The 21564-nt window shown below is 74.7% G+C and carries 18 protein-coding genes and 1 pseudogene; 8 read left to right on the top strand and 11 right to left on the bottom strand.

Features of this window, described 5'->3' with window-relative positions:
• Window positions 1-91: 91 nt before the first annotated feature.
• Together IE321_RS35355 and IE321_RS35350 are read left to right on the top strand one after the other, a co-directional pair.
• A complete protein-coding gene (locus IE321_RS35355) occupies window positions 92-2494 on the top strand; it encodes a glycoside hydrolase domain-containing protein (RefSeq protein WP_226651430.1) in 2403 nt (800 codons plus the stop codon).
• Between the two features lie 71 nt (window positions 2495-2565).
• Window positions 2566-4041, top strand: coding sequence for a transglycosylase family protein (locus IE321_RS35350; protein ID WP_190225909.1), 1476 nt, complete (start codon window positions 2566-2568; stop codon window positions 4039-4041).
• Window positions 4042-4062: 21 nt separating this feature from the next.
• On the opposite strand, the gene IE321_RS35345 is transcribed toward IE321_RS35350, so the two are convergent.
• The 3 genes from IE321_RS35345 to zapE all read right to left on the bottom strand — a co-directional run bounded on the left by IE321_RS35345 (window position 4063) and on the right by zapE (window position 7104).
• Window positions 4063-5424 carry an alkaline phosphatase PhoX gene (locus tag IE321_RS35345; RefSeq protein WP_190225908.1) on the bottom strand — a complete coding sequence of 454 codons (1362 nt, stop codon included), beginning with the start codon at window positions 5422-5424 and terminating at the stop codon, window positions 4063-4065.
• Between the two features lie 134 nt (window positions 5425-5558).
• The gene (locus IE321_RS35340; protein WP_043231361.1) at window positions 5559-5984 is read right to left on the bottom strand and encodes an OsmC family protein; all 426 of its coding nucleotides are present in this window, start codon (window positions 5982-5984) and stop codon (window positions 5559-5561) included.
• A gap of 34 nt (window positions 5985-6018) precedes the next feature.
• On the bottom strand, window positions 6019-7104 hold the full coding sequence (gene zapE, locus IE321_RS35335) for a cell division protein ZapE (RefSeq protein WP_043231363.1): 1086 nt from the start codon (window positions 7102-7104) through the stop codon (window positions 6019-6021).
• 36 nt (window positions 7105-7140) lie between these two features.
• Between zapE and IE321_RS35330 the strand changes: the two genes are divergently transcribed.
• From IE321_RS35330 to IE321_RS35305, 6 genes are all read left to right on the top strand, one after another.
• Window positions 7141-7920, top strand: coding sequence for a pyrimidine reductase family protein (locus IE321_RS35330; RefSeq protein WP_190225907.1), 780 nt, complete (start codon window positions 7141-7143; stop codon window positions 7918-7920).
• A gap of 106 nt (window positions 7921-8026) precedes the next feature.
• Window positions 8027-8497, top strand: a complete 471-nt coding sequence (locus IE321_RS35325; protein WP_043231367.1) for a hypothetical protein — start codon at window positions 8027-8029, stop codon at window positions 8495-8497.
• Between the two features lie 125 nt (window positions 8498-8622).
• The gene (gene murC / locus IE321_RS35320; protein WP_190225906.1) at window positions 8623-10020 is read left to right on the top strand and encodes a UDP-N-acetylmuramate--L-alanine ligase; all 1398 of its coding nucleotides are present in this window, start codon (window positions 8623-8625) and stop codon (window positions 10018-10020) included.
• A gap of 15 nt (window positions 10021-10035) precedes the next feature.
• Window positions 10036-10443: a peptide-methionine (R)-S-oxide reductase MsrB gene (msrB, locus tag IE321_RS35315; RefSeq protein ID WP_043231371.1), complete on the top strand. Its 408-nt coding sequence runs from the start codon at window positions 10036-10038 to the stop codon at window positions 10441-10443.
• A gap of 52 nt (window positions 10444-10495) precedes the next feature.
• The gene (locus IE321_RS35310) at window positions 10496-12010 is read left to right on the top strand and encodes an AbeC-like domain-containing protein (RefSeq protein ID WP_190225905.1); all 1515 of its coding nucleotides are present in this window, start codon (window positions 10496-10498) and stop codon (window positions 12008-12010) included.
• On the top strand, window positions 12007-12342 hold the full coding sequence (locus IE321_RS35305; protein WP_190225904.1) for a hypothetical protein: 336 nt from the start codon (window positions 12007-12009) through the stop codon (window positions 12340-12342). Before IE321_RS35310 ends, IE321_RS35305 begins: the two co-directional genes overlap by 4 nt.
• A gap of 9 nt (window positions 12343-12351) precedes the next feature.
• Here the strand turns inward: IE321_RS35305 and IE321_RS35300 are convergent, their stop codons facing one another.
• From IE321_RS35300 to IE321_RS35265, 8 genes and pseudogenes are all read right to left on the bottom strand, one after another.
• Window positions 12352-13689: a protein kinase domain-containing protein gene (locus tag IE321_RS35300; RefSeq protein WP_043231375.1), complete on the bottom strand. Its 1338-nt coding sequence runs from the start codon at window positions 13687-13689 to the stop codon at window positions 12352-12354.
• Window positions 13686-14654, bottom strand: coding sequence for a PP2C family serine/threonine-protein phosphatase (locus IE321_RS35295; protein ID WP_226651432.1), 969 nt, complete (start codon window positions 14652-14654; stop codon window positions 13686-13688). The genes IE321_RS35300 and IE321_RS35295 overlap by 4 nt, the downstream gene beginning before the upstream one ends.
• Window positions 14651-15325, bottom strand: coding sequence for a vWA domain-containing protein (locus tag IE321_RS35290; protein ID WP_043231394.1), 675 nt, complete (start codon window positions 15323-15325; stop codon window positions 14651-14653). The genes IE321_RS35295 and IE321_RS35290 overlap by 4 nt, the downstream gene beginning before the upstream one ends.
• Window positions 15326-15395: 70 nt before the next feature.
• Window positions 15396-15596, bottom strand: a complete 201-nt coding sequence (locus IE321_RS35285) for a hypothetical protein (RefSeq protein ID WP_043231377.1) — start codon at window positions 15594-15596, stop codon at window positions 15396-15398.
• Window positions 15593-17197: a TRAFAC clade GTPase domain-containing protein gene (locus IE321_RS35280; protein ID WP_195833485.1), complete on the bottom strand. Its 1605-nt coding sequence runs from the start codon at window positions 17195-17197 to the stop codon at window positions 15593-15595. The genes IE321_RS35285 and IE321_RS35280 overlap by 4 nt, the downstream gene beginning before the upstream one ends.
• A gap of 8 nt (window positions 17198-17205) precedes the next feature.
• A complete protein-coding gene (locus tag IE321_RS35275) occupies window positions 17206-19668 on the bottom strand; it encodes a GTPase-associated protein 1-related protein (RefSeq protein WP_190225902.1) in 2463 nt (820 codons plus the stop codon).
• Complete coding sequence (locus tag IE321_RS35270; protein WP_190225901.1) at window positions 19665-20915, bottom strand: TRAFAC clade GTPase domain-containing protein; 1251 nt, start codon at window positions 20913-20915, stop codon at window positions 19665-19667. Before IE321_RS35270 ends, IE321_RS35275 begins: the two co-directional genes overlap by 4 nt.
• A 1-nt stretch (window position 20916) precedes the next feature.
• Window positions 20917-21564: pseudogene (locus IE321_RS35265) on the bottom strand (hypothetical protein); the annotation flags it as partial.

Below are 21564 nucleotides of genomic sequence, written 5' to 3'. Positions count from 1 at the left end.
ACCCCGCCCGGCGGCCCCGCCCTCCGCGCCGCCCCGCCCCGTCCGTCTGTCCCGCCCGCCCGCGGCCCGTACACCGGAAGCGAGTCCTTCGATGCACGCACCACCCCCTGTCCGCACCACGAGAAGCCCCCGCGCCGCCCGGGCCGTCGCCGCCGCGCTGACCGCCCTGGCGCTGGCCGGGGTCACCGCCCCCGCGGCCTCCGCCCTGCCGACGGCACCCGGGGCGACCGCGGCGGCCGGCGACACCCGGCCCGTCGAGTACCGGGGACTGCGCCTGGACGTCCCCGCCGACTGGCGCGTCGTCGACCTGGAGAAGTCCCCCGGGACCTGCGTCCGCTTCGACACGGCCACCCTCTACCTCGGCCACCCCGGCGCCCGGCAGTCCTGCCCCGCCGACGCGGTCGGCGAGCGGACCGACGCCCTGGTGGTGGAGCCGCTCGCCGGTGCCACCGTCCCGGACCCCGCGGCCGTGCTCCGCGTGCCGGCCGGCCGGCCCCTCCCGACCCGCGTCGGGGACGACGTGGACCGCGAGGTCGTCCTCTCCGTCGAGGGCGCCGGGCTGCTCGTCACGGCCGTCCACGGCGCCGCCACCGACACCGTCTCCCGGGTGATCGGCTCCGGGCGCGTCGGACCGGCCGCCGTCCCGGGCACCCTGCCCGCCCCCCGCGCCGAGGCCCAGGGGACCGCCGGAACCGCGCGGGCCCTGGCAGCCGAGCCCACCACCGGGTACACCGGCAAGGCGTTCGACGCCTGCACCGCCCCCTCCGCGAGCCTGATGCGGACCTGGAAGGCGGACTCGCCCTACGCCGGCGTCGGCATCTACATCGGCGGCCCCACCCGGGTCTGCGCCCAGCCCAACCTGACCGCCGGCTGGGTCTCCGACCGCACGGCCGAGGGCTGGCACATGATCCCGATCTACGCGGGCCGCCAGGCCGCGGGGATCACGCCCGCCGACGCCGCCGCGCAGGGCAGGGCGTCCGCCGACGACGCGGTGGCCCGCGCGAAGGCCCTCGGATTCGCCCCCCGGACCGTGCTGTACACGGACATGGAGGACTACCCCTCCACGACCTACCGCACCCGGGTCCTCGACTACCTCTCCGCCTACAGCGCGCGCGTCCACGAACTCGGCTTCCGCTCCGGCGTGTACGCCAACATCGGCAACTCCGGCGACATGGCCGCCCTGCACAGCAACTCCCGCTACACCGAGCCCGACGTGCTGTGGACCGCCAACTGGAACGGCGCGGCCGACGTCTCCAACAGCTCGATGGGCCTGCCCGGCAGCACCTACTGGCAGGGCAGGCGGCGGGCGCACCAGTACAAGGGCAACTCCACCGAGACGTACGGCGGAGCCACCCTCAACATCGACCGCAACCACTTCGACGTCGCCCCCGCCACGGCCCCGGAGCCCGAGCCCGAGGCATGGCGCGAGGACGCCGCCTCCCGCGTGAACGCGGACTTCGACGGGGACGGCCGCGACGACGTCGCCGCCCTCTACGGCTACGGCGACGGTTCCGTCGCGCTGTTCACCTTCCTCGCCCGGTCCGACGGCGGTTTCGACGCGCCGCTGAAGTCGTGGACCCGTCCGCCGGGCAACTGGACCTTCAAGAGCGTCAAGCTCACGGCCGGCGACTACGACGGCAACGGCCGCACCGACCTGGCCGCGATGTACGACTACGCCGACGGCTCGGTCGCGCTCTTCACCTTCAAGTCCCGCACCGACGGAGGCTTCTCCGACCCGGTGAAGTCCTGGACCACGGCGCCCGGCAACTGGTGGCCCGAGAACGTCCAGCTCGCCTCGGGCGACTTCGACGGCAACGGCCGCGACGACGTCGCCGCCTTCTACGGCTACAGCGACGGCCGCGCCGCCCTCTACACCTTCTCCTCCGACGCCTCGGGCGGCTTCGGCACCCCGCTGCGCTCCTGGAACGTCCCCGAGAACTACTGGTGGGGCGAGAACGTGAAGCTGGCCTCGGGCGACTTCGACGGCAACGGCCGGGACGACGTGGCCGCCTTCTACGGCTACAGCGACGGCCGCGCCGCCCTCTACACCTTCAAGTCCCGCACCGACGGCGGCTTCGCCGACCCGGTGCGCTCCTGGAACGTGCCCGAGAACTACTGGTGGGGCGAGAACGTCAAGCTCACCGCCGCCGACTACGACGGCAACGGCCGCGCGGACGTGGCCGCGATGTACGGCTACGAGGACGGCTCGGTCGCCCTCTTCACCTTCGCCACCCGCACGGACGGCACCTTCGAGAACCCGGTGAAGTCCTGGACCACCGAGCCCGGCAACTGGTGGATCGAGAACGTCCAGATCGCCTCCGGCGACTTCGACGGCAACGGCCGCGGAGACGTCGCGGCGTTCTACGGCTACAGCGACGGTCGCGCCGCCTTCTACACCTTCACGTCGGACGCGGCCGGCACCTTCGGCACCCCGCTGCGCTCCTGGAACGTCCCCGCCGACTACTGGTGGGGCGACCACGTGAAGCTCGGCTGATCCCGCTCCGACCCCCGAGGGCGGCGGCACTCCGGTGTCGCCGCCCTCTCCCACGAGACGAGAGACCTCCCATGGCACGCAAGACCTCCCTCACCGGAGTCCGCGCCGTCCTCGCCGCGGCCCTGGCCGTCGCCGGCACGGCCCTGCTCCCCTCGGCCCCGGCCACCGCCGCCTCCGTCGCCACCTGGGACAAGGTCGCCCAGTGCGAGAGCGGCGGCAACTGGTCCATCAACACCGGCAACGGCTTCTACGGCGGCCTCCAGTTCAAGCTCAGCACCTGGCGCGCCTTCGGCGGCAGCAACTACGCGACCTATCCGCACCTGGCCACCAAGCAGGAGCAGATCCTCGTCGGCGAGAAGGTCCTCGCCGGACAGGGCGAAGGCGCCTGGCCCACCTGCGGTCCCCGCGCCGGCCTCGGTGCCGACCACGCCGACCCCTACCCCGACGAGCCCGCCCCGCCCGTCGAGCCCGCCTGGCGCGACGACGCCGCCTCCCGGGTGAGCGCCGACTTCAACGGCGACGGCCGCGACGACAACGCCGCCTTCTACGGCTACGCCGACGGCTCGGTCGCCCTCTTCACCTTCCTCGGCAAGCCCGACGGCGGCCTCGCCGCCCCCGTGAAGTCCTGGACCACGACCCCCGGGAACTGGACCCACCGCAGCATCAAGCCGGTCGCCGGCGACTTCGACGGCGACGGCCGCGCCGACCTGGCCGCCATGTACGACTACGCCGACGGCTCGGTCGCGCTCTTCACCTTCCTCGCCCGGCCCGACGGCGGCTTCGCCGCGCCGGTGAAGACCTGGACGACGGCCCCGGGCAACTGGTGGCCGGAGAACGTGAAGCTGGCGTCGGGCGACTTCGACGGCGACGGCCGGGACGACGTGGCCGCGTTCTACGGCTACAGCGACGGCCGGGCCGCCCTCTACACCTTCAGGTCGAGCGCCACCGGCGGCTTCGGCGCCCCGCTGCGCTCCTGGAACGTCCCCGCCGACCACTGGTGGGGCGAGAACGTGAAGCTGGCGTCGGGCGACTTCGACGGCGACGGCCGCGACGACGTGGCCGCCTTCTACGGCTACAACGACGGCCGGGCCGCCCTCTACACGTTCAGGTCCCGCACCGACGGCGGCTTCGCCGACCCGGTGCGGTCCTGGAACGTCCCCGAGAACTACTGGTGGGGCGAGAACGTCAAGCTCACCGCCGGGGACTACGACGGCGACGGCCGCGCCGACGTGGCCGCCATGTACGGCTACGAGGACGGCGGCATCTCCCTCTTCACCTTCACCACCCGCGCGGACGGCACCTTCCTGAGCCCCGTGAAGTCCTGGACCACGGCGCCCGGCAACTGGTGGATCGAGAACGTCCGGATCGCCTCCGGCGACTACGACGGCGACGGCCGGTCCGACGTCTCCGCCTTCTACGGCTACAGCGACGGTCGCGCCGCCTTCTACACCTTCGAACCGGACGCCTCGGGGGCCTTCGGCACCCCGCTGCGCTCCTGGAACGTCCCCGCGAACCACTGGTGGGGCAGCGCCGTCACCCTGGCCTGAGCCGGCGCCCGGCGGCGGGGCTCAGGACCAGGGCCCCGTCACGGCGAAGGTCGTGCCCGGCTCGTAGCAGTTGACGTACATCGTGGAGCCGTCGGGGGAGAAGGTGACGCCGGCGAACTCGCCCCACGCGGGTGCTCCGGGCTTTCCGATGTCCTGGGCGCCGCGGGCGACCGCGTACACCTCGCCCCGCCGGTTCACGCCGAAGACGTGCTGGGCGCCGCCGCCGTCCTCGCAGACCATCAGGCCGCCGGTGGGCGCCAGGCAGATGTTGTCGGGCGACTCGCCGGGCAGCCGGACGTCGGTGTCCGGGCCGAAGGAGACGGCGAGCGTGAGCCGCCGGCCGTGCGGGTCGTACCGCCAGACCTGGCCGAAGTGGGTGGCGCCGGAACCGTCCGAGGTGCGGGCGAAGGAGGAGACGAAGTAGACGGACCGCCCGCCCCAGTAGCAGCCCTCCAGCTTCTGCGCGTGGGTGATCCCGCCCGGCCCGAAGTCCTGGAAGCGGATCGGCGTCCCGGTGGCCCCCGGGTCGGGCACCGGCACCCACTCGACGCCCTCGAAGACCGTCCCGGTCTCCCGCACCTCCGACAGGTCGGGGACGCCGGGCACCCGCAGGGCCTGGAGGGTGCCGCCCGCGCGCAGCGCGCCGGTGCCGCCGAGCGGGCGCTCGGGCAGGAAGCGGTAGAAGAGGCCGAAGGGGTGCTCGAAGGCGTCCTCCGTCTCGTAGACGATCCCGGTGTACGGGTCCACGGCGACCGCCTCGTGCGCGAAGCGGCCCAGAGCGGTGAGCGGGACGGCCCCGGTGCGGTGCGGGTCGGCCGGGTCGACCTCGAAGACGAAGCCGTGGTCCTTCTCGTACCCCTTGGTGCCCGCTCTGTCCTCGGTCTCCTCGCAGGTCAGCCAGGTGCCCCAGGGGGTGGGGCCGCCCGCGCAGTTCACCGCGGTGCCGGCGATGCCGACCCGCTCGGAGCGCACCTCCCCGTCGGCGTCGAGGCCGAGGACGGTGCAGCCGCCCTTGCCGCCCCGGTCGTAGACGAGGCCGGGCACGAGGGGGACGGCGTGGCGGGCCTCGGGGCGGTTCTCGTGGTTGCGGACGAGGCGGACGCCGCCGTACGGGCCGGCGAAGGCGCTCATGCCGTCGCAGTGGCTCGGGACCCGGCCCTCGCCGGAGCGGAGCCGGTCGCCCTCGCGGGACAGGACCCGGTAGGAGAAGCCCGCCGGGAGGTCGAGCAGTCCGGCCGGGTCGGGGAGGAGGGGGCCGTAGCCGCCGAGCGGCTCGGCGGCGGCCGGGGCACCGGCGAAGAGTTCGGCCAGGGCGCCGGTGAAGGCGATCCCGGCGACGGAGGCGCCGGTGCGGGCCAGGATCTGACGTCGTGTCACGGACATGAGCGGCCTTCCCGCCGAAGACAGGTGTGGACCCGCTGTGTGTACCACGCACCGGAGTGCGTGATGCCGTCACGCGGGTCCACGACGCCTCGAATGGCGCAATCCCACCCGTGTGCGGGCGGGGTGGCGGGACGTCAGCCCTGCTCGACCGTGAGCGTGATCGTCGTGCCGGTGAGCGCCTGGCTGACCGGGCAGTTCTTCTTGGCGTCCTCGGCGGCCGCCGCGAAGCCCTCGGCGTCCAGGCCGGGGACCTCGCCGCGCACGGTGAGGTGGATCCCGGTGATGCCCTCGCCCGGCTGGAAGGTGACGTCCGCCTTGGTCTCCAGGCGGGTGGGCGGGGTGCCCGCGCCCGTCAGGCCGTGCGAGAGGGCCATGGAGAAGCAGGAGGAGTGCGCGGCGGCGATGAGCTCCTCGGGGCTGGTCTTGCCGTTCGCCTGCTCGGCGCGGGACGGCCAGGACACCGCCTGCGAGCCGATGCCGGAGGAGTCGAAGGTGACGGTGCCGGAGCCCTTGAGGAGCTCGCCCTCCCAGACGGTGTGGGCGGTACGCGTGGTGGCCATGGTGGATCCCTTTCGATCGGGTATGGCCCCCAACCTACTGCGCCACGAGCCCCTTTGCGTCCCGTGCCAGGGCGGTGAGCCGGGAGATGGCGCGGAAGTACTTCTTCTTGTAGCCGCCGTTCAGCATCTCGTCACTGAACAGCTGGTCGAACGGGAGTCCGGAGGCGAGCACGGGTATCTCGCGGTCGTAGAGCCGGTCGGCGAGGACGACGAGCCGCAGCGCGGTCGACTGGTCGGGCACCGGGCCGACGTCGGTGAGGCAGACCGCCGTCAGGTCGTCGGTGAGGGCGCCGTACCGGCTCGGGTGCACCTTGGCCAGGTGGTCGAGCAGATGCGGGAAGTCGTCCAGGGAGGCGCCCGGTACGCGGTACGCGGTCTCCGTGACGACCTGGTCGGAGTGGGGCGCGGGGGCCTCGGGCAGGCCCCGGTGGCGGTAGTCCTCGCCGTCGATCCGCAGCGGCCTGAAGTGCGCGGAGAGGCCCTGGATCTCGCGGAGGAAGTCGGCGGCGGCGAAGCGGCCCTCGCCGAGCTTGCCCGGGAGCGTGTTGGAGGTGGCGGCGAGCGCCACGCCCGCCTCGACCAGCTTGCCGAGCAGGCTGGAGACGAGGACGGTGTCGCCCGGGTCGTCCAGTTCGAATTCGTCGATGCACAGGAGGCGGTGCCCGCTGAGGGTCCGCACGGTCTGCTGGAAGCCGAGCGCGCCGACCAGGTTGGTCAGCTCCACGAAGGTGCCGAACGCCTTGAGCGCGGGCTCGGCGGGGGTGGCGTGCCAGAGCGAGGCGAGCAGGTGGGTCTTGCCGACGCCGTAGCCGCCGTCGAGGTAGACGCCGCGCGGGCCGGCCGGGGCGGCGGGCTTCCGGGCGAACCAGCGGCGCTTCCCCGCGCCGGTCGCGTGCGCCCCGCCCAGGGTCTCGGCGAAGCCGGAGAGGGCCTTCACGGCCTCGCACTGGCTCGGCTGGTTCGGGTCGGGGAGGTACGTGTCGAAGCGCACGGAGTCGAAGCGCGGCGGCGGGACCATCTCCGCGACGAGACGGTCCGCGGGGACGTGGGGCTCGCGCGAGCACAGCGAGAGCGGGGCCGCCGCGGCGGAGGCGGCTTCATTCAGGGCACGGGTCGACACAGTTCCCCACTGTAAGCGCCGTGTCAGACTGCGAGAATGCGACAGCTCTTCCCTGTGACGGACATGACAGCCCCGAACGCCCAGGTCAACGGTGGGGACCGGGAGTGGTCCCTCGACGAGCTGGCCGACTCCTATGCCTATCCGGTGGACGCCGAGGTCTGGCTGCGGGCCAACATGGTCTCCTCGCTGGACGGGGCCGGACAGCACGACGGACGCTCCCAGCCGCTCTCCTCGGAGACCGACATGCGGATCTTCGGCACGCTCCGGGGGCTCGCGGATGTCGTGATCGTGGGTGCGGAAACGGTACGCCTGGAGGGGTACCGGCCGGCCCGGGCCCGGGAGGTCTTCGCGGAGCGCCGGGCCGCCGCGGGGCAGGGCCCCGCCCCCGCCATCGCGATCGTCACCGCCTCCCTCGACCTGGACCTCGCCCTCCCGCTCTTCACCGAGCCGCTGGTGCCCACCCTGGTCCTGACCGGGGCGGGAGCCCCCGCCGACCGGATCGCGGCGGCCCGGGACGCGGGCGTCGAGGTGCTCCTGGCGGGCGACGGGGCCGCCGTCGACCCCGCCCGCGCCGTGGCCCTGCTCGCCGAGCGCGGGCTGCGCCGCCAGCTCACCGAGGGCGGGCCCCGGCTGCTCGGCCAGTTCACGGCCGCGGAGGCGCTCGACGAGCTGTGCCTGACGCTCTCGCCGACGATGACGGCGGGTGACGCCCAGCGGATCGCCCACGGGCCCTCGCTCGCGCTTCCGACACGCTTTGGGCTGGCTTCGCTGCTGGAGCAGGACGGCTTCCTGTTCAGCCGCTACCGTCGGATCTGACAATCGGCGGAATTTGTCGTTCCGCTTAGCGTCGGCTGGGCACAATCACAGTCGCAGTCCCCGTGCGGTCACGGGGAAGGATGGTTTCCGCAGAAGGGCTCCTGAGGTGTTCACAAGCGTTCTGATGATCGAGAAGCCCCTGACGTCCGTGGACGTGGAATTCGTCACCACCCTGCACGGCGACGAGGGCGTGTCCTTCATCGTGCTGATGCAGCCGCGCGGTGACCAGGCCGATGTACTGCTGCGCGCCATCGACGACGTCGCCCTGGGCGAACTCAAGGAAGCGACCCGCGAGGGCGACGAACCGGAGGGCAAGGCGGCCCGAGAACCCGCCGAGCTGGCCCTGGAGCACTCGCTCCGGGCCCTGAGAGAGGCGGGCTGCGAGGCGGTCGGACAGGTGGTCGAGGACCACCCCCTGGACAAGATGAAGGCGGTCGTCGAGGAGTCGGAGGCGGACGAGGTCATCGTCCTCACGGCCCCCCACTACGTCGAGGAGTTCTTCCACCGGGACTGGGCCTCCCGGGCCCGTCACAAGGTCGGCGTACCCGTCCTGAAGCTCTTCGCCCACAGCGAGTGAGGCCCCGCGCGCACAGCGCGTGACGACGGACGTACGGCCCGGGGAGCGCCGCCTCCCCGGGCCGTACGGCCGCAGCCACTAGGCTGGAGCCGACACGTCGTACGCACACCCGGGGAGAGAACCGCATGGCACCCGCCATCCCTGCCGCCATGGAACGGCCGCACTTCATCGGCATCGGCGGTGCCGGAATGTCGGGCATCGCGAAGATCCTGGCCCAGCGCGGCGCCAAGGTCGCGGGCAGCGACGCCAAGGACTCCCCGACCGCCGAGGCGCTGCGCGCCCACGGCGTCACCGTGCACCTCGGCCACGCCGCCGAGCACCTCGCCGACGACGCCTCCGCCGTCGTCGTCTCCAGCGCCATCCGCGCCGACAACCCCGAGCTGGCCCGCGCCGCCGAGCTCGGCATCCCCGTGGTGCACCGCTCCGACGCGCTCGCCTCGCTCATGGACGGGCTCACCGCGATCGCCGTCGCCGGCACCCACGGCAAGACCACCACCACCTCGATGCTGGCCGTCGCCCTCACCGAGCTGGACCTCGACCCCTCGTACGCCATCGGCGGCGACCTCGCGGGCCCCGGCACCAACGCCCGGCACGGCGCCGGCGAGGTCTTCGTGGCCGAGGCCGACGAGAGCGACCGCAGCTTCCAGAAGTACGACCCCCAGGTCGCGATCGTCCTCAACGTCGAGCTCGACCACCACGCGAACTACGCCTCGATGGACGAGATCTACGAGTCCTTCGAGAAGTTCGCCGCCAAGCTCCGCCTCGGCGGCACCCTCGTCGTCGGCGAGCACTCCGGCGCCCGCGAGCTGGCCGCCCGGGTCGCAGCCACCGGCCGCGAGGACCTGGAGATCGTCACCGTCGGCGAGGGCGAGGGCTCCGACGCCCACATCCTCAAGATCGTCCCGAACGGGATGAAGAGCGAGGTCACCGTCGCCCTCGACGGCGCCGAGCACACCTTCACCGTCTCCGTCCCCGGCCGCCACTACGCCCACAACGCCGCGGCGGCCCTCGCCGCCGGCGCCCGCGCCGGCCTCGACCCGGCCGCCCTCGCCCAGGCCCTCACCGCCTACACCGGCGTCGGCCGCCGCCTCCAGCTCAAGGGCGAGGCCGCGGGCGTCCAGGTCATCGACTCGTACGCGCACCACCCCACCGAGATGACCGCCGACCTGGAGGCCATGCGGGGCGCCGCCGGCGACTCCCGCCTCCTCGTCGTCTTCCAGCCGCACCTCTTCTCCCGCACCCAGGAACTGGGCACGGAGATGGGCCAGGCCCTGGCGCTCGCCGACGGCTCCGTCGTCCTCGACATCTACCCGGCCCGCGAGGACCCGATCCCCGGCGTCACCAGCGCGCTGATCCTCGACGCCGCCCGCGCCGCCGGCGCCGACGTCACCCCCGTCCACGACAAGGGCACCGTCCCCGACGTGATCGCGGGAATGGCCCGGCCCGGCGACTTCGTTCTGACCATGGGCGCGGGCGACGTCACGGACCTCGGTCCGGCGATCCTGGCCCGCCTGGCGAACTGAGGGAGTGGACGGACGATGGCGTACGAGGTCGAGAAGTCGGACGCGGAGTGGCAGGCGGAGCTGACCCCGTCGGAGTACCAGGTGCTCCGGCTGGCCGGCACCGAGCCCGCATTCCGGGGCGAGTACACGGACACGAAGACGAAGGGCGTGTACTCCTGTCGCGCCTGCGGGGCCGAGCTCTTCACGTCGAACGAGAAGTTCGAGTCGCACTGCGGCTGGCCGTCCTTCTTCGACCCGAAGGACACCGAGGCCGTCGAGCTGGTCGCGGACACCTCCCACGGGATGGTCCGCACCGAGGTCCGCTGCGCCCGGTGCGGCTCGCACCTCGGCCACGTCTTCGAGGGCGAGGGCTACCCCACCCCCACGGACCAGCGCTACTGCATCAACTCGATCTCCCTGCGGCTGGCGCCCGAGGAGTCCTGACACGGATGTGCGGTCCCCCCTAGGGTGTCCGGAGACGGATCAGGGGGACCGCATGGCCGGCAGGCACTTAGCACCGCTTCCCACCTACCGCAGGGACGCGGTGACCCGGAAGCTGTGCGCGCACGTCTACCTCGACGACTCCTTCGCGCACCGCACGGACGTCGAGCTCACCGGGGACCGGCTCACCGCCCTCGGACTGCCGCTCGGCGTCAACCTGGTCGCCCTCGCCCGGCACGCGCGGGTCGCGGCCCGTCGCCTGCGGGCCCGGGACCGCACCCTGTCCCTGCTGTACCTCGCGCTCTGGACCGGCGTCGGGCTCGTGCCCTACGGCCTCGCCACCGGCCCGGCCGCGGCCACCGCCGCCACCGCCCTCGCGCTCGCCGGCACCGCCGGCGGCTGGTGGGTCACCCGGCGGGACCTCTCCCTCTCCTGGCGGGACGCCCAGCGGGTCTTCCAGGACGACGGCCGCCCCGAGGACCACGCCCCGCCGGTCGAGGCCGCCGCCGAGGACCGGCTCCGGGCCCTCGCCAAGGCCAACGTCCTGCCGTACACCGCGGCCGCCGCCCACGACGACCCCTTCGTCGGCCACGGCGAGAAGCTCAAGGACGTCGTCTGGCACCCCATCGACGTCTCCCAGCCCGCCGACGACCCCGCCCGGCCCGGGCACAAGCTCACCATCAAGCCCTTCGACGCGGTCGACCTGCACACCTTCGTCGCCCGCGAGATGGGCAACATATCCGGCCTGGAGGGGCTGCGCGCCCGCAACCGCCTCTACGTCTCCGGCGACCACCTGCCGTACCTCGCCGACGAACTCCTCGAATCGCGCCTCGGCCGCCCGCGCGCCCAGATCGACCCCGACCTCGTCCGCACCGGCCTGATCCGCTCGGGCGCCGGCATGCGCACCTACCTCAGCCTGGAGCGGATCAGCGACGGCGGCCGGGTCGTCGTCTCCGTCCACATGCGGGCCCGGCTGCACCACCCCAGCCTCTCCTGGGAGGTGATGGTCTTCGTCATCCCGCCGCCCGCCGCGCGCTACCACACCGTCACCACCCTCCCCACCCAGGGCTTCGACCGGGTCCGGACGCTGCTCGGCGGCACCAACGGCATCTGGTGGCGCTGCCTCACCGGCTCCTGGTCCCGCGCCGCCCGCCGCCGCCGCGACCGGCGCGCCCGCGCCCGGGCCCTGGAGCGCGCCCGCCGGGACATCTTCAAGCGGAACGTGCTGTACGACCACGGCGCGACCGACAGCATCCGCGAACGGGTCTCGGACGGGGACCAGCTGCTCTTCGGCGACTCCGCCGACGCGCAGGACTACCTCCAGCGCCTCCAGGGCGGCATCCTCATCGCCACCGAGCGCTTCCTGAAGTCCCACCACATCGACAGCGCCTCCTTCGACTCGACGAAGCAGATCATCAACGCCAACCCGACGTACAACTTCAACGGGATCGTCCAGGGGAACGCCTTCGGCCACCAGAACGTCGTCCAGAACACGCCCGGCCAGCCCGGGGCGGGCGGCGCACAGCCCGCCCCCGGCGGGCAGTGGGCCCAAGGAAAGGGGACCCCGTGAACACCTTCAACTTCAACGGCCCGGTCAGCGGCAACGCCTTCGGCAACGACAACACCGTCACCAACCACCACTACCACCGGGCCGGCGAGCCGGTCGGCGCCCGCGAACTCGCCGAGCAGCTCGTGACCCTGCTGCGCGAACTGCCCGCCGACACCGCCGTCGTCACCCGCGCGCGGGCCGTACGGGACGAGCTCGCCGCCGCCGAGGAGGAGGGCCGCCCCGCCGACGAGGGCCGGGTGCGCACCGCGCTCGCCGCCGTCGAGCCGTACGTGACGGTCGGCAGCGGCGGCATGGCCCTGGTCCAGGGGATCCTGGCGTTCTTCGGCGGCTGAGCGGCCGGCTCAGCGGGCGCGCACCTCGGCCCGGGCGCCGTCGGCCAGTTCGAGGGCGAGACCGGAGCGCAGCGGCACCGTCTGCCCCGGCCCGATCCGCTGGCTGGTGCCGTCCGAGCGGGTGCCGGTCCACACCTCCGCCGAGCGGTTGGCGAGACCGTACCGGCCCGGCTTCTGCGGGTGCTCGACCAGCTCGGCGACGAGGCTGCCGTCCGAGTAGTCGTGCCGGGTCGGCTCGGCCGTCAGGTGGTGGCGGTGGATCCGCGCCGCCCGCCCGAGCATGATGTGCCGCTCCGTCCGCGGCGGCGGGGTGGTCACCACGAGCCGCGGCGGCAGCACCAGCGGTGTCCCGTCCTTCCAGCAGGTGCCCGGGGTGGCCGCGCCCGGCTCCGTCATGTTCTGCCGGCCGCAGTTCGGGCACTCCACGACGGCGTCCCGGGCCGCCCGGAGGGCGTCGCGCCACTGGGACTCGCGGACCCGGGCCGAGGGCTCCCGCAGCCCCTTGGTGAAGTTCTGCGTGAACAGCCTCTGGAGCGAGACCGGCACCAGCGGCCACAGCGCCCGCACCGTGGTGTGCTCCACCGGGTCCGGGCGGTTGTCCGCGTCGTCCGGGTCGAAGACGAACAGCGGGTCGCGGCCGTACAGCCGGCGCTCCGCGTGCTCGTCCAGACAGCGGATCGCCAGCTCCCTGGCCCCCTTGAAGGGGTGGTGGTTCACCAGGAACATGAAGAGCAGCACCGACAGCGAGTGCAGGTCGCTCTGGGTGCCGGGCATCGCCCCCGGATCGCCGCGCACCAGCTCCGGGGCCATGAAGCCCATGGTGCCCGAGATGCCGCTCCGGTCGCCCTCCACCACCGCGTTGTCGTTGTCGCAGACCAGGACGTCACCGGTGGCGGGGTCGAAGAAGATGTTGCCCCAGGAGATGTCCCGGTAGGCGATGCCGCGCGAGTGCAGCGCCTGGTACGCCTCCACCGTGTACAGACAGGCGGTCAGCAGCTCCCGGAAGGTGGTGGTGACCGTCCGCCGGAACAGCTCGGGCAGTCCCCGGAAGCGGTCCGGCCGCACGTCCATCAGATAGCCGAAGCGGTCCGGTGCCGCGTCGACGAACGCGGTCGGCCACAGGAACCGCTCGTCGTCGAAGTCCCGGGCGACCAGGTCCTCGACGACCTGCCGCTGCTGCGGGGTCGCGCTCTCGGGGTAGTACCACTTCAGCGCCTTGGCGGAGCCGTCGGGGAGCGTCACCCGGTACACCTCGCCCTGGCCGCCCGAGCCGAGCAGACGGTCGACGAGGAGGGTCTCCCCGGTGCCGGTGGTCAGAGTGTCCCCGCTGTCGAGCATGCCGCTCATGGTCGTTCCGTCTCCTCGTCGTCGTTCGTCGTGCCGTCACAGGACCCGGTCGGCGCGGGCGCCGGCTCCGGGTCCGTCCCCGCGTCCCAGGGCGGCGCCGGCTCCGGCGCCGTGGCCCAGGCGGTCCTGGGGTCGGGCCCCGGCGTCCCGTCCTCGCCCTCCGCGCGGTGGGCGAGGGCCAGGGTGGTGTCGTCGCCGGAGTGCCGGGACGCCTTCTCCAGCCAGCGCGGCACGTCCTCGGCGATGCCGGGCACGCCCCGGTCGGCCAGCCGCTCGTACAGCCCCGCCGTGAACGCGGTGAACCCCTCGTCCGAGGCGAAGCTCTTCGACAGGCCGTCCGTGGACAGGGCCACCAGCCGGGGCCCTCGCTCCGGTTCGGGCAGCGGCTCCCAGTGCACCCGGATCAGGTGCCAGGCTTTCCTGATGCACAAGGAGGCCGTCTCGTCGCCGAGTTCGGCCCGCTCCGGGGCGAGCGGCAGCCGTACCCGCCCGTCCTCGTCCACCACCGTCAGCTCGCCGTCGCCCAACTGCCAGGAGACGAACAGGCCGGGGGCCAGCACCGCCCCGATGAGGGTGGAGCCGTACAGCCGCAGGACGTCCTCGCGGGGCGCGTCGGCCCCCTCGGGGCCGGGCTGGCGGCTCCAGTGCTCCCACACCATGGTCTGCCAGTCCCGCACCAGCTGCTCCGGCAGCTCGTACCGGGCGTAGTCGCGCAGCCGCCGCAGCCGGCCCGGGCGGATCAGCGCGCCGAACTCCCGCCCCCTGGCCACGAAGAGGTCCACGGCGAAGCGCGCCCCGAGGTCGCTGCGGGGGTACGCGACGGAACCGTGCCCGTCGGCCACGGCGAGGACCAGCGGGTCCTGCGCCGAGCCCGTGCCCTCGATCTGACCCCAGTCCTGGTTGAGCTTCTTGCCGTACCCGATGACGCTGGTGTGGAGGACCTCCCAGTGCGGCAGGGCGCTCACCACACGTCGTCGTCGTCGGTGCCGAGCACCGGCGGCGCGTAGGGGGCGGCGGGCTTCGTCGGCCCGTCACCCGGACCGTTGCCCCCGGCGACCGGCTGCGAGGCCGCCTTCACCGCCGCCGTCGACGCCCAGCGGATCGCGGCGGCCAGCTGCTTGGGGCTGTTGGCGTCCAGCGGCCGCAGCTCCGGGTTGGCCAGGAACTCCTGGAGCACGCCCCGGTCGGCGTCCGAACCGATGGCGATGGCCACCCGGACCGCCTTGCGGCCCCACGGCGTCGCCTCGATCGCCCGCAGCCCGGCCCGCCAGTCGTCGGTGGGCGCGCCGTCGGAGACCAGCGCGATCACCGGCTTGAGGGCCCGCTCGGGCATGGGCGGGGTCTGGAGCTCCCCGGCGACCAGGTGGAGCGCCTCGCCGAGGTTGGTGGTGCCGTCGGGCGCCACGTCCTGCCAGGTGAAGGCGTCCACCTCCACCGGGTCCTTGTGGTGCCAGCGGGCCGTGGTGGAGAAGGTGATGGTGCGCAGCAGGAGCTGGGCGGCCGGGTTGTCGCGGGCCACCGCCTGCATCTCGGGGATCGCCTCCCGGATCGCGTAGTTGAGCTGTCCGATCTTCTCGCCGAGCATCGAGTACGAGGTGTCGAGCAGCCAGATGAAGTGCACCGGGCGGTTCGCCATGGCGCCGCCGGGGAGGTCGGTCACGATTTCCTCCTGGGGAGTGGGTGGGTCGGGGACGGGGGGCAGCGGTTCAGGGGGGAGGGCCGACGGCCGTCAGCTCCTCCCAGCGGGCGGGGACCTCCTCGGCGAACCGGAGGATCGCGTCGAGGAGGCCGGGCGCGCCGTACACGGCGCCGAGGACGGCCGCCGCCAGGACCAGCCAGGTCGCGGCGGTCAGCAGGGCCCGTACGGCCTTCCGGGAGCGGGCGACCCGGGGGGTGACCACGGTCATCGGCCGCGCACCCCCGCTCCGCCCGTCCGGGCGTCGACGAGCGCGCCGACCCGCAGTCCGGACCGGGCGAGCAGCCACAGGACGGGCTCGGCGGCCCGGCGGCCCTCGGGGTCGAGTGCGCCGGTGCCGGTGGCGGTGAAGGCGCTCACCGACCAGTAGCGGGCGGTCGCGAACTGGTGGGTGAGGTTGCGGACGAGTCCGCCGAGGCCGAGGGTGGTCAGCCAGGTGTCGACCTGCGCCCCCGCGGGCGGCAGCGAGGCGATCCGGTCGAGCACGTCCCGCTTGGTGACGACGACGGCCACGGGCAGCCTCCCCCTGCGTCCGACGAGTGCGGTGAGCTCGCCGCTGAGCCCGTCGAAGGTCTCGGTGGGCCCCTGGGCGGCGGGCCTGGCCCCGGCGGCGACGGTGGCGTCGCCGTCGGCGATCCGCTGCCGCACGGCCCGGTCGGCGAGCACGTCGACGACGAAGAGCACGCCGTCGGCGTGGGCGAGGTACTGCTGTTCGCGCAGCCGGTCGGCGCCCTGGAGGGCCTCGCCCATCGGGTCGTACAGGTACAGCAGCCGGCGGCGCGCGCCCCGGCCGACCAGGAGCATCCAGGCCCGCTGGTCGCCCTGGGTCTTCAGCGCCCAGTCGTCGTCCCGCAGCCGCCGGTCCAGCAGGGCGCTGTCGTGCCGGTCGGCGTCGGAGGCGTAGTCGAGGGTCAGCCGGCCGTTCGCGGCCCAGGACCGCAGCCCGGTCACCACGGCGGCCATCAGCATCGTCTTGCCGGAGGAGGAGGCGCCGATCAGCGGGACGTGCACCACCCGGGTGGTGGCCAGCGACGGGGGCAGCGGCCGGTCGCAGGACGGGCATTCGGCGGCGACCAGCGCCCGGCCGGTGAACAGCGAGGACGGCAGCCGGGCACCGCACCGGCAGGCATGCCGGAAGACGCCGTACCGTCCGGGCCGCAGCTCCCGGTGGGTCTCGGTCGCGCACTGCGGGCAGCGGTGGACGGCCAGCGGCACCGGGCGGTGGCAGCCGGGGTGCGGGCAGACCGGCCGGACCCGGCGCAGCGCCAGCCAGGCCCGCTCCGTCCCGCGCAGCAGTCCGACGGCGAGCAGCCAGCCGGTCCACACGAGGGTGACGAGCACGCCGAAGACGAGCAGCGCCGCCCCGTGCAGCACGGCGACGAGCAGCACCGCGAGGGTGGCGCCGAGCGCGGTGCCGGGGGCCATCAGCCACAGCCACAGCCGGGTCAGGGGGTTGGCGCCGCGCCGCCCGGTGGACGGCCTGCGGCGCTGGAGGAGCCGCAGGGCGACCCGCTTCATCCAGTGGTCCCGCCAGGTCCGCCAGGGCGTCCGCAGACCGGCGCCGAGGACGCCCGCCGTGTCGGTCCACAGCTGGCGCGCCCAGTACGACGGGAGCGCGGGCTCCGCGTCGACGGGGATCACCCGCTGGTCCGAGCGGCCCGCGTCGTAGGGGCCGAGGGCGACCACGGCCGCCCGCGCGGTGACGCGCAGCAGGGTCCAGAAGGCGCGCCCGGCGCAGACCGCGAGGGCCGTGACGGCCCACAGCGCGACGAGCACCGTGAGGATCAGCCGGGTCAGTTCTCCACCGTCCACGGATCCGGTCACCTCCCCTCGTCGCGGGGCGGCCGGACGTCGCCCCATCGGGGCTCCGGCGCCTTGTCGGGCCTGCGGACGGCGAAGCGGCGGAAGATCTGCTTCACCCCGCCGGGCGGGCGGCACCACTCCTCGAAGGCGGCGCGGCGCCCCGGCGCCGTGCGGGCGAGGACGTCCGCCGCCGCCCGCAGCTGGTCCTCGGGCAGCCGGCGGACGACGGGCCGCAGCACCTCGTCGAGGAGCGCCGTGCGGGTCAGCTCCCAGACGGGCCCGACGCCCTGGTGGGCGGTCCACACCAGGTAGCAGTCGGCCACCCGGTGCGGGGCGGTGAGGAAGTCGGTCAGGACGGGGGAGCGGGCGGCCTTGTCGTAGGCGTCGATCAGGGACGGGTCGTTGCTCTCGGCGAGCGCCCGCACCTCCCCGGCGGGCCGGGTCGGCCGCAGGAGCAGCAGTGCCAGGGCGTGCGCGGCGCGCTTCTGGACGGCCGGCCGGGCGCTCTGGGACAGGGCCTGCACCCGGTGGACCAGGTTCCCGTGCGGGACGGTGGGGTCGCCGTCGGGGTGCTGGAGCGCCTGGACGAGGGAGAGCAGCTTCAGGTCGCCGAGGACGGCCCGGCCGAGGGCCTCGGGGCCCTCGGCGAGCAGCATCCGGGCGAGGAGCGGGGCGTCGGCGTCGTTCGCGGGCGCGTCGACGGCCGCGCTCACCAGGTGGTCCCAGGTGCCGGCCGCCTGGTGCAGGGCGGGTCCCCGGGTGAGGAGGGAGGACGCCTCCGCCGCCGTCGGGGTGCGGTCCGGCCAGACGAGGCCCATCGCGGTGCGCAGCACCAGCGGGGTGCCGGGGCCGCCGTCCAGGCCGGCCCGGCGCAGCAGCTCGGCCAGCACGGCGGTCCGGTTCGCGGTGCCGCTCGGCACGGGCTCGGCGGCCGCGCACAGGCGCAGGTGCGGCCGGTCCCCGGGCCCGTCGAGCGGCAGGCGGGCGGCGCGCAGCGCGTCGGCGACCTCCTCCGGATGGTCGGCGGCCCGGGTCTCCAGGAGGTCGAGGAGGCGCTGCCGCAGCGGCTCGGAGGCGGCCAGGACCTCGCGCACGGCGTCGTCCGCCCCGGCCGGGTCCAGGACCTGTCGGCACAGCCGCTCGGCGAGTCCGGGCAGCAGGTCCTCGTGCTCGACGCCCAGGGTCAGCGCGGTCCGCAGCAGGCCGGCGGTGCGCCGGTGCGGGGTGGCGGGGGTGGCGAGCCCGGCCCGGACCGGTTCGCCCAGGTCTCCGGCGAGCCGGTCGCGGTACGGCTCCGGGGGCGCGCCGGGGGGCAGGGCCGGCGGGGCGGCGGCGCGGTCGCTGACGGCGGCGGCGAGGAGCTGGGCGGAGATCACGGCGGTGGCGGCGAGCGGGACGGCGTCGCGGAAGGCGGCGAGCAGGGCGGCGAGGGCGTCGGGGGCGAGGGCGCCGGGACGGTCCTCGTCGCAGACGGCCCGCAGGAAGGTCTCCAGGGCGGCCTCGTCCAGGGCCCGGGGGTGCGCGGCGGCCCACCGGGCGGCCTCGGCGACCGCGCCGGCCGGGACGGGGACGTCCTCGGTGAGGGCGAGGGCGGCGAGCGGTCCGGCGGCGAAGGGTCCGGCGCCGGGCAGTCGCTGGACCCGCTTGAAGAGCGGGGTGGCGCCGGCCGCCCAGACGGCGGCGGCGGTCAGTGCCCACACGTCGCCGGTGGCGGGCGGCTCGGCCCGGCCGTCGGCGCGGTCGTGGACGGCGTAGCGGTGCGGCTGCCCGGCGACGGCCCTGGCGTCCTCGGGGCGGACGCCGACGACCTGCTGGCGGGCGTGCTGGGGCCGCCGGGTGTACGTGGTGAAGGTGAGGTCGCGGGCCACGTCCCGGGGGAGCGCGGCGCAGGCGACGATCAGCCAGTGGACGACGTCCCGGGTGTCGGGCTCGGCGAGCACCACCTGAGGGGCCTGCGGGTCCTCGGCGAGGCGCCGCAGGTCGGCGAGGAGGGCGGCGAGCCGGGGCCCGGCCCCGGCGGCGAAGGCGGTGAGCGTGGGTCCGAGGCCGTCGGGGAGCCCGGGGGTGAGCCGGTCCAGGGGCGGCGGCGGGCCGCCCTCGGGGGAGCGGTCGGCCCATTCGGCGGCCCCCCACAGCGCGATCGGCGGCAGGTCGTCGGGGAGCGGCTCGCCGGCGGGGAGGAGGACGGCGTGGGCGTGGAAGTTGCCCCAGCGGCCGCTGTAGTCGGCGCCGGTGTAGACGGTGCGGCTCAGCAGCCCGCTGCCGTCCGACAGGCGGGTGAAGCCGAACATCTCGGGGAAGAGGCCGAGTTCGGCGTCGCTCGGCCGGGCGGGGGCGTCCCGGGGCGGCTCGTAGCCGACGAGCTGTTCGGCCTCGCGCAGCACCGCGTGGGGCACGCCGGGGCTGACGGCGGTGAAGCGGAAGCCGGCGCCGTCGGGTCCCGGCGGCGCCGAGGTGTAGTGCATCTGGAGGAGGCTCACGCGGCCGGCACCCCCTTGCCGTTCTCGCGCGGCGGCTTGGCGACGGGCACGAGGCCGCGCCGGGCGAGCAGCCACAGCAGCGGGTCCTCGACGCGCACCGGCTGGGGTCCGGCGGCGGGCGCGTCGGCGGGGGCCTCGTCGGGCGGCGGCGCGCCGAGCGCGGAGATGCCGAAGAGCGACACGTCGGAGAAGTCCCGTTCCAGCTGCCGCCAGAGCGATCCGGAGCCCCAGCCCTCCAGGAGCGAGCGGGTCTCCTCGTGGACGGCGAGCCGGTCGGCGGCGTCGAACCGGCCGCCGGGGTGGGGGGCGTTGCCGAGCAGCGGCGAGTGCGGGTCGAGCAGGCTCCGTACGGTGTCGGTCTTGGTGACGGCGACGGCGAGCGGGGTGTCGACCCGGCCGCGCGAGCCGCCGCGTCCGTGCGAGCGGAGCTGGGTGGCGAGCTCGGCGGCGATCTGGAGGGCGGGGGTGTCCCGGGCGGGCATCGGTCCGCCCCGGTCGCCGACGGTGTCGCGGACGGCGCCCAGCTGGAGCGGGTCGACGAGCAGCACGATGCCGTCGGCGGCGCCCAGGTAGCGGGTGTAACGGGTCATGGACTCGGCGGACTTGAGGTCCTCGCCGGCCGCGTCGAAGAAGACCAGCGCGGTGTGCCGGCTGCCATCCCGGCCGAAGCCCTTGCGGGGCAGGCTGAGCCGGTACAGCAGCGGGTCGTTGAAGCCGGCCGCCGACGGCACGGTGGCGTCGGGCAGCCGCATCCGGTCGTACAGGTCCTCCGCCATCTCGCGGTCGCGCCGCTGGCTCTCGTCGCCCATGGCGGCGAGCGCCGCGCCGTACGCCTGCCCGACCCGGTGGCGCAGTTCGTTGACGAGGACCGAGACGTAGGTGCTCTTGCCGGACGCCTTGGCGCCGACCAGGGCGATGATCCGGCTGTCCTGCTCGCAGTAGTCGCTGGGCAGGTCGCTGTGGCAGTTCGCGCAGACCCGGACGGGGGTGGGCACCCCGCAGTGCGGGCACTCGGCGCGCGGTCTCGGCCCGCGCAGCCCGGCGAGGGTGCGGGGCACGGTGAAGACGGGCCCCCGCATGTACGCGGCGGGGGCGCGGGTCGACCCGGTGAAGCCGGCCCAGCGGTCGTCCCGTTCGGGGTCGCAGGGGGTGCCGCCGCGCAGCCCGGTCCGCGCCATCAGGCAGCGGTAGGGCAGCCGGGCGGCCTGTGTGCGGTGAAAGCAGTAGGGGCAGATCACCGTCGTCATGTCAGCGCACCACCAGGGTCGTGAGGGCGGGTTCTTCTAGGCGTACGGCTCCGGCGCCGTCGCCCAGCAGGAACGCGCGGAGCGCGTACGGCGGGCGGGACAGGTCCGGGGCCGGGGGGAGTCCGAGGGTCTGGAACGGGGCGGCGGCGAGCGCGGCGCCCGCGACCCTGAGCAGGACGGTGCCGTCCCCGGCGTGCCGGGGCCGGACGGAGTCCCGGTGGACGAGGACGAGGTCGGGCAGCGGCCGGGCCGGGTCGTGTCCGTGCGCGCTCACCTCCACGGCGTACGGCACCCGCCGTCCGAGGCCGCGCCGCCGGGTGAGCAGCCGGTAGCGCACGACGGCCTCACCGGGGACGTCCACGCCGACGGGGGCGCGGGGCACGCCGACGGCCGCGCCGTCGCCGGGCCGGGCCTCGGGGACGAGCGGCCGGAGCGTCACGTGCCGGGGCCCGGGCCCGAGGGGGAGCCGGAGCCCTTCGCGGACGTAGCGGCTGCGGCTGATCCGCAGCTCGCCGCCGTCCCAGGCGGCGTGCACGGCGCCCGCGCCGGACGGCCAGTCGAAGAGCAGCCGCACCTGCCCGCCGGGCTCGCGCACGGCCCGGGGCGCGCCGACCGGGCACGCCGCGTCCAGGCGGACGCCCGGGCCGGT

It is taken from the genome of Streptomyces hydrogenans (assembly GCF_014656075.1).
In the GTDB taxonomy this organism is placed as follows: Bacteria; Actinomycetota; Actinomycetes; order Streptomycetales; family Streptomycetaceae; genus Streptomyces; species Streptomyces hydrogenans.
The sequence above is the reverse complement of the archived record's forward strand: the minus strand, read 5'-3'. Positions and strand labels throughout refer to the sequence as shown.